This window comes from Lacticaseibacillus saniviri JCM 17471 = DSM 24301, assembly GCF_001311785.1.
GTDB lineage: Bacteria > Bacillota > Bacilli > Lactobacillales > Lactobacillaceae > Lacticaseibacillus > Lacticaseibacillus saniviri.
The window spans coordinates 63,665-71,528 of the sequence record NZ_BBBX01000014.1 but is presented as its reverse complement, the minus strand read 5'-3'; the positions used below and the strand labels follow the sequence as shown (position 1 = coordinate 71,528).

Annotated in this window: 8 protein-coding genes; 3 read left to right on the top strand and 5 right to left on the bottom strand. The window is 48.6% G+C overall.

All coding sequences use genetic code 11. From position 1 onward, the window contains the following. Positions 1-76: 76 nt before the first annotated feature. Both JCM17471_RS08240 and JCM17471_RS08235 read left to right on the top strand, forming a co-directional pair. Positions 77-913 carry a metallophosphoesterase family protein gene (locus JCM17471_RS08240; protein ID WP_054777497.1) on the top strand — a complete coding sequence of 279 codons (837 nt, stop codon included), beginning with the start codon at positions 77-79 and terminating at the stop codon, positions 911-913. 23 nt (positions 914-936) lie between these two features. Continuing rightward, positions 937-1,770 carry a metallophosphoesterase family protein gene (locus JCM17471_RS08235; protein WP_054777496.1) on the top strand — a complete coding sequence of 278 codons (834 nt, stop codon included), beginning with the start codon at positions 937-939 and terminating at the stop codon, positions 1,768-1,770. A 35-nt stretch (positions 1,771-1,805) separates the two neighbouring features. On the opposite strand, the gene JCM17471_RS08230 is transcribed toward JCM17471_RS08235, so the two are convergent. After that, positions 1,806-2,600, bottom strand: a complete 795-nt coding sequence (locus JCM17471_RS08230) for a class I SAM-dependent methyltransferase (RefSeq protein ID WP_054777495.1) — start codon at positions 2,598-2,600, stop codon at positions 1,806-1,808. A 561-nt stretch (positions 2,601-3,161) separates the two neighbouring features. Here JCM17471_RS08230 and JCM17471_RS08225 point away from each other — a divergent pair. Then, positions 3,162-5,051: an endonuclease MutS2 gene (locus JCM17471_RS08225; protein ID WP_054777494.1), complete on the top strand. Its 1,890-nt coding sequence runs from the start codon at positions 3,162-3,164 to the stop codon at positions 5,049-5,051. A gap of 51 nt (positions 5,052-5,102) precedes the next feature. Here the strand turns inward: JCM17471_RS08225 and JCM17471_RS08220 are convergent, their stop codons facing one another. The 4 genes from JCM17471_RS08220 to JCM17471_RS08205 all read right to left on the bottom strand — a co-directional run bounded on the left by JCM17471_RS08220 (position 5,103) and on the right by JCM17471_RS08205 (position 7,758). Continuing rightward, the gene (locus JCM17471_RS08220; RefSeq protein ID WP_054777493.1) at positions 5,103-5,510 is read right to left on the bottom strand and encodes a DUF3021 domain-containing protein; all 408 of its coding nucleotides are present in this window, start codon (positions 5,508-5,510) and stop codon (positions 5,103-5,105) included. 3 nt (positions 5,511-5,513) lie between these two features. Next, the gene (locus JCM17471_RS08215) at positions 5,514-5,966 is read right to left on the bottom strand and encodes a LytTR family DNA-binding domain-containing protein (RefSeq protein ID WP_054777492.1); all 453 of its coding nucleotides are present in this window, start codon (positions 5,964-5,966) and stop codon (positions 5,514-5,516) included. 32 nt (positions 5,967-5,998) lie between these two features. Further along, complete coding sequence (locus JCM17471_RS08210; RefSeq protein WP_225354199.1) at positions 5,999-6,799, bottom strand: ABC transporter permease; 801 nt, start codon at positions 6,797-6,799, stop codon at positions 5,999-6,001. A 65-nt stretch (positions 6,800-6,864) separates the two neighbouring features. Next, positions 6,865-7,758 carry an ABC transporter ATP-binding protein gene (locus JCM17471_RS08205; protein WP_082395263.1) on the bottom strand — a complete coding sequence of 298 codons (894 nt, stop codon included), beginning with the start codon at positions 7,756-7,758 and terminating at the stop codon, positions 6,865-6,867. Positions 7,759-7,864 lie beyond the last annotated feature (106 nt).

The following is a 7,864-nucleotide window of genomic DNA, read 5'->3' as shown; positions in this document are numbered from 1 at the left end:
TTTTGTTGGGTTTTCAGCCAGCCGAATCGGCTTTCTATGCTATACTAACGACAATTACGGGCGAGGAAGTGAGCGGATGCAGCATAAAATAGCGGTGTTGTCCGATGTGCATGGCAATGTATCAGCACTTGAAGCGGTTCTCACGGATGCCAAGATTCAGCAGGCGACGGATTACTGGTTCTTGGGTGATCTCTTTTTGCCGGGGCCGGGACGCAGTGATCTGCTAACGATGCTTCGGGCGGTGCATCCCAGCGTCTGGCTGCGCGGCAATTGGGAGCGGCTGATTTTTAGACTGGCAGATGGTCAGATCGATCGCGATAATCCAGTTGATATCTACTTAGCACGCCTGAGTGAATATCTGTTGGCAGATCTCTCAGCGGCAGATTTCGCTTGGTTGAAAACATTGCTGATTGCGACAGATGTCGTCTGTGAGGGCGTTGCGATTGGCCTGACACACAGCCAGCGCGATCAAGATAATTCACAAACTATTTTTCCAGCCAGAGCACAGGCGGGTTTTGATCGGCTATTCATCCCGAATCAAGATATCGCGCTGTATGGGCACTCGCACACGCAGATTATGCGGACGAGTTCAGCGGGGCAGTTGGTCATTAATCCCGGTTCGGTGGGGCAGCCTTACAGTAGTTGGCCGCGCTTCATGCGTGACCCTGGCGCACAGTATGCCTTGCTTGAAATCGATGACTTAGGGCGCGTTCAGGTTGATTTTCGCCGAGTCGCCTACGATGTTGAAAAGGAATTGCAGGTGGCAAAAGAACGTGAGTTGCCCTATTTTGACGTGTATAAGCACTTGCGTGAAACGGGCGAACCCGCCAACCATAACCCAGAATTACTGGCGCCGATTAATCGCGAGTTTGGCTACACCGCGGAAGTGGTGCGGTATTTTGAGTTATCCTAACAATGTAATGAAGGAGTGTCATCATGATTCATAAAATAGCGGTATTAGCTGATATCCATGGCAACGTGTCGGCCTTACAAGCCGTTCTGGAAGATGCCAAAGCACAACACGCAACGGACTATTGGTTCCTGGGCGATCTCTTTTTACCGGGGCCGGGGCGCAGTGACCTGTTAACGATGTTGCGGGATGTGCAGCCCAGCGTTTGGTTACGCGGTAATTGGGAACGCGCTATTTTTGACATTGCGGATGGGGATATCCACGTAGATTCGCCAACGGATGTCTATGTCGCGCGGCTTAGCCAGTTCCTATTGGAAGATTTGTCTGCCGAAGATTTTGCGTGGCTGCGAACACTGCCGATTTCAACTCAGGTCACTGTTAATGGGCTCAAAATTGGTTTGTCACACAACCAGCCCGATCGGGACGACGGCCGGGATTTATATTCCGCAGAAGCACAGGCTAATTTTGAACACCTCTTCACACCAGATCAGGATGTTGCGATTTATGGCCACACCCATCAACAAGTGATGCGCGTCAGTGAAGCGGGCCAATTGGTGATCAATCCGGGAGCGACGGGGCAACCGTACAGTCCTTGGCAGCACTTCTTCGATGATCAACGGGCTCACTATGCGTTGCTCGAAATCGATGACGCTGGCCGGATTCAGGTTAATTTTCGCAAAGTGGCCTACGCGATTGAGAGCGAACTGCAGCGCGCGGCCGCGAAACACTTGCCATACTTATCGGTCTACACATACTTACGTGAGACCGGCAAAACCAGTACGCATAATCCGGCTCTGCTTGGACCAATCAATGAGCGCGAGGGCTATGTTGATGACGTGCGACGGTATTTTAAACTATAGATGAAACACAAAAAAGCTGACCTAATTCTTCAGAATTAGATCAGCTTATTTGCTTCCAATAAAAATGACAACGGATAGCCTTTGCCGTCGTACACATCAGTGAGGCCCACATCGTAATCATATTCATTGAAGGCAGTCAATTGCATGCCATTAACGATGATATTGTTGATGATGGCCGAGATGGGATGTGCAAAACTGGTGAGGGTCTTTGATTTGTAGGGTTCAGCGATGTAGCTGATGCCATCGTTTTCGATGAAGGGGTCCGGTTTGAAATACGGATAGGCGATATGACTCAGATCATCCGCCTTAAAGTCAGCTTCGCCGGGCAACGGCAACATGTTCATCAGTGGATGAAAGTCATGAAGGAGTAAGATGCCACCAGGTTTTAAGCAGTCAGCAACTTTGGCAAATAAGGGCTTCAAATCTTCAAACCAGGTGATGGCGCCAATGGTGAAAATAATCAAGTCGAACTGCTCATGATAAGCTGCCGGAATTTCGAGAATATTAGTGCTGACGAATTCGCAATTGGTGATGTTGGCGGCCGCGGCATTGGTGCGTGCCTGCGCGAGAATATTGTCGGCAATGTCAAAGCCGACGCCACGTGTCGCACCCAGCTGCATTAGTGAGAGCAATTCGCGACCATTATTACAACAAAATTGGGCGATGGTTTTGTTTTTTAAATCGAGCTGTTCGACCTCTGCGACGATGGCAGGATCGAGAAATGGGAGATGCTCCTGCTGCAGTCGAGCAGGGACATCATCACCCCAATGCGGGCGGCGGTGATCGAATGCTTCCTCCCATGCAGCTTTGTTTGCTGAGATATAATCCATGACGGCCTCCTTTACCACAATCTGATTAGCTTAATTGTAGCAAGGCCAACCATTGCGGGACAATCAAAGACACCATCGCACCAAAAAGAGCAAGAAAAAACCCTGCGAATGATTTCGCAGGGCCTCTCTTAATGGCATCAGCTACTTAGCTGCACGCTCCGTGGCTGATGCCTTAAGATTACTATCGGTAGTCAAAAGGCATCACCCCCTTTCATAAATTACTTGTATCATACGCCCGATTGTTCAGACTGTCAACACTTGTTATTTAATTATTTATGAAAGGCTCCCAGGTTGCCATCTGTGACGTCTCGTGGTAAGGTATAGCCAATAAATAATTCGTTTAAAAGCAAAAGGAGTTTGCTGTATGAGTGTGCGCGGTATCTAATTCAGTAATTGAAAACGTTGAATGAACCAATGAGGGTTTATTTGGCGTCCACTGAGTGATACCGTCAAAAGCAGCGAATGCAGAAGCCGACGGGATGACTGTCGGCTTTTTGATACAAAAATTAAACGGTTATTTATGAATGACCGGTATCGCTCCGCCACATAAGGAGCAAACTCATGAATAATGAAACAATCACCAAACTTGAATTCGATCAAATTAAGAATAGCGTTAAAGAAAAGGCAATCGGTCAACACAGCCGCGACCGCATTGAAGCGATGCAGCCACAACATCATCTGGCCACGGTACAAACGTGGCAACAGGAAACCAAAGAGGCGCGCCGCATCCTCGATAGCAATCAACACGTGCCATTCCTGGGTCTAGACAATGTGGATCACCTCATGGCGCAGGTCAAAAAAGGCATGATTCTTACACCAGCTGAACTGGTTAATTTTGCTGATTTTCTCCGCAGTAGTCGTCTGCTGCATCAGTTCTTTAGCAAGAACCAAGAGATGGCGCCGCTACTGGCCAACTATGCGGATGCACTACCTGATTTTGCTACGATTGAAGATGCCATCTATCAACAGATTCAGCATCAACAAGTCGCCGATACAGCTTCGCGCCAGTTACGCAAACTGCGTCACCAAATGAGTGACATCGACCAAGAGATTCAAGACAAATTGCAACGTTTCCTGCGCCACGCGAACAATCAGACCTATATTCAAGATGCCATCGTGGTGAAAAAGATGGATCACTACACGATTCCAATTAAGGCCAGTTACAAGCACAAGGTCGATGGTAATATCATCGAGCAATCCAACAAGGGGATGACGGTTTTCGTTGAACCCAACAGTGTCGCTAAGCTGAATGAGAAATACGCGCTGGTTCACGCTGAGGCGATTGCCGAAGAATACCAGATATTGGCCGAACTCACAGGACGGGTTGCTGAACAAGAAACGACAATCGATGACGTGATTGAAACCGTGACGGCACTCGATGTTATTGTCGCACGGGCCAAGTATAGTCGCGAAATCGACGGGCACACACCAGCTGTGAACAAGGATGAGCGGATTGTGATTCACCACGGTCGCCACCCACTGTTACCAAAAGATGCTGTCCCACTCGATATCGCGCTTGGCACTGACTATCGCGGGTTGGTAATCACCGGACCAAACGCCGGGGGTAAAACTGTGACGCTGAAGACGGTGGGCTTACTGACACTGATGACCATGTTCGGACTACAGATTCCCGCTGCGGCCGGCACCGACATTGCTGTCTTTGACCACATCTTTGTTGATATGGGCGACCAACAAGACTTGGGCAATGCGCTGAGCACGTTTTCTGGCCATATGCACAACATCGCCCAGATTCTGAATCAAACGGGGCGCAACACGCTGGTATTGCTGGATGAAATTGGTAGTGGGACGGAACCTAACGAAGGTGCCGCGCTCGCAATTGCCATTATGGAGACGCTCTACGACCAGGGCGCACTGCTGATGGCAACCACACACTATGGTGAGATCAAGCGGTTTGCCGAGACGCATGAGGATTTCATCCCGGCCGCCATGGCCTTTGACCAGGAAACCTTAATGCCGAAGTACCAGCTGAAACTGGGTGTAACGGGGGACAGTCAGGCGCTGTGGATAGCGCGCAAAATGCGGATGTCCACAAGTCTGATTCGCCGCGCACAACGTTATATGACTGATAAAGCGTACCAGACAACAAAGCGGCAATTCACTCACCAAGAACAGAAATCAAGCGAATCTGCAATGCGCTTCAATCGTGGCGATCGCGTGTTATTGACGGCCACAAAGCAAGAAGCCTTGGTCACAAAAGACACGGGTGAGTTAGATGTTGAGGTCTATGTGGATGGCCAGTTCAGTGACCAACCACGGAAACGTCTGGAATTGTTAGCAACTGCTGCTGAACTTTATCCACAAGGGTATAACTTGGATTTGCTATTCACTGATTATGCGAGTTATAAACAGGCACACGACTTGAATCGTGGCTCAAAGAAAGCCCAGCGCCAACTCCGCAAAGAAGCGGAGACGCGCCGTGAGTTGAAGTAAAGAAAACGTCTGTGACAAAACCAACTGGCCTTGTCACAGACGTTTTTGTTGCTATTTGCGGCTTCGTTCGCGTAATCGCTGATTGAGTCGGCGCGTGGTTAACCACGAGTGTAGATAGACACCTAACCAAACGAGACCGTAGATAATTGTAAAAGTAACGATGAAGGCGACCAGTGATGTGTGTTCGAGCCAGCCCCAATGCAGCAAGAAGTCGGCAGCAATCACAATCAGCATCGTGCTGATAAAATGGATACCGATAAGGACAGGGTATGGCAGCCAGTTGCTTGTCACGATGTCGTTGAGCGCGCCAATCAACGCGCTCATGATTACAATACCTAGTGCAGTCATTGGTGTGGGCATTGTGGTTGTGAGGCCGAAGATGATAGTGCCTAAGAAAACCGTACTGCCAATCACAATCCCAGTAAAGGCGTTCATAATGAGTGTTTTAATTGTTTGCATGATTCACATCCCCAATGCTTTCTTGAGTTCTGAGACATACTTGCGACTCACCGTGAGTGATAGGCCAGTCTTCATTTTGGCGAGCAGATTGCCTGAGAATTCAGGTTCTAGCAAGTTGAGCTGATTGAGGTTGAGAACCGCGCTGCGACTAATGCGAACGAAAGTGACGGGGTCTAGTTTCTCTACAACGTCCTTTAGGTGCCCGCGCGTGAGATATTCCCGATGTAGCGTATGAATCGTGAGCTGTTCACTGAGAACTTCAATTGCGACAATCTCTGAGATGGGAATGACGATGACCTGGTCATCCACGGTAATCGGCAGCGTATGGGCTTGCTTATTCAGTTGATTAAGCTGGGCTAGCAGATCGAGTACGTCCGGGTTCGTATCCGCGGCGCGCACTAACACTTCGATTTGATCCGCGCTCAGTGATGCATCTTGCTCAAATGAGATTTTCACTTGATTACCTCGACTCTTAAGAATTAAATCAATTATACACGAACAATAGCTGTGCGTTGGCTACGGCGGGCAAGTATCAGTGTGAGAAGACTGAACAGAACGGTAAAGCCAAATAAAACTAGAATTGTCGTGGATGCACTCAGACTGTGGTGCCATTGGATTTTGCTTCCCATCATGGTGTCAAAAGTCTTCGGATATGTGATGAGATGACCACTGAATTTTCGCTGGATGGCGGGTGTCATCAGATTCTGTCGAAAAAGGGCTGCATTATAAGGCGCAGGTGTTAACTTCATCAGCCATTGCGCGCTGGTCGGTACACTACCAATTGGCATGTAAACACCGGCGAAAAAGCCCGCGGCTGTCCCAATAATCGTGCCCAGTTTACCCAGCGTGTCAACGCGATGCACGAAACTGAGTATCAGTAGATTAAAACTTGTCCATACCAGACTGCTTAAGGCACTGAGCAAGATGAGCTGTCCCAAGTTGATGCCGGTCAATGACAGACCATCGGCCAACATGAAGTAACCACTCATCAGCACAAACATACCAACTTGCATCAACCAGCCAATGACAAAGGCACTGACGAGATAACCAGCCTGCAGTTGCCAAAATGGTGTTCCTGTCATCAGGAGATCAGCGAGTTGACCTTGTTCACGATCCGTCACCATCTGACTCAGCGCACTCTGCGTCGTGGTGATGGCAGTCACGGTGAGTGTGCCACCCATTACCCAGAGATCGAGTAGCTGCTTGCCGACGCCTGCGGGTAGATTCTGTTGCAGATTGGCTTTAAGAAAAATAAGGTAGAGCACAAAGGCAATCAATGCACCTAACAATGAAAAATAACAGTACTGCGATTACCAAAAAGAGTTTCAAATTTCGTTTGATGAGGGCTGTCATATTAACGGATTTCCTTTCCTGTGAGTGTGACAAAAATATCATTCATATCGCCTTCGCGACTTTCAAAAGTCGTGAGATACGGCTGCAATAAATTGAGCGTTGTAATCGCAGTGCGTGCGTCTGGAACAGTGACTGTGACCGCTTGGTCTAATTGCTGATAAGGCAGGGAGGTTCGGTCCAAAAGCTTCAGCAATGCCGGATAATCATTTGACTGTAAGATTAATTGATATTGCGCATACTGTTGCTTGAGTTTAGCCACCGAATCTTCGGCGATGATGTCACCGTGATCGATGATATACACATAGTCTGCCGCTTCGGTTTCTTCGAGATAATGGGTGGTCAAAATGACTGTGAGACCCGTCGTTTGTCGCAATTGAAGGAGTGCGGTCCAGATGGTGTTGCGGGTCTGGATGTCGAGTCCCGTTGATGGTTCATCGAGAACTAAAACTTGCGGTTGGTGGATGAGCGCACGGGTAATATCGACCCGTCGGCGTTGGCCGCCAGAGAGTGTGCCGTAGTCTTGATTCAAAATCGAGGTAAGTGCAAAGTCAGAGATCAGTTTGTTTAACCATTCCGATTTGAAATCAGTGTACATTTGAGCGCGAGTTCGAGGTTTTGCTGGACTGTGAGAGTGGGATCGAGCACACTGTTTTGAAAGACAACACCAAATTGGCGTTTTGTATTGCGGCGATTGTGGGTGTTCGGAACCCAATGTGATTTGACCGCTCGTCGGTTGTGTTAAACCGGTAATCATGCCAACGGTGGTCGATTTGCCGGCACCGTTTGGCCCTAAGAAGGCGACAAATTGACCGGCCTTGATGTGCATGTTGATGTGATTTACGGCGACTTTTGACGGGAAGGTTTTGGTTAGGCTCTTGATAATTAAATCTGACATTATATTCTCCTTTGATATAGCATGAACGCAGTTTACCGCGTTTTAACGGCTTGATTGGCCGATTTGCGCTCAGTGGTTAAAAAGCATAGCTGAGCGGTCGAAAAGG